This is a genomic window from Aquirufa sp. ROCK2-A2, from assembly GCF_054558485.1.
The window spans coordinates 1-255 of record NZ_JBPXKA010000034.1 but is presented as its reverse complement, the minus strand read 5'-3'; the positions used below and the strand labels follow the sequence as shown (position 1 = coordinate 255).

The following is a 255-nucleotide window of genomic DNA, read 5'->3' as shown; positions in this document are numbered from 1 at the left end:
GCAGGTTTGCTCCTCGTCATTAGACGGGTACTAGATCTTCAATCTAGTGGGTTGCCCCATTCGGAAATCTTCGGATCGAAAGTCTTGTGCACTTCCCCGAAGCTTATCGCAGCTTAACACGTCCTTCGTCGCCTCCAAGAGCCTAGGCATCCCCCATACGCCCTTAATTCACTTACTATTGTATATCTCTATACTTAATTTGCTCTTACTCTTTACTTTTTTCTCACAATATGTCAAAGAACCTTGTGTATCCAT

At 43.9% G+C, this 255-nt stretch carries 1 rRNA gene; it reads right to left on the bottom strand.

The features are described from left to right. Window positions 1-177: ribosomal RNA gene (locus tag V7S76_RS13300) — 23S ribosomal RNA — on the bottom strand; the annotation flags it as partial. Between the last annotated feature and the right edge of the window lie 78 nt (window positions 178-255).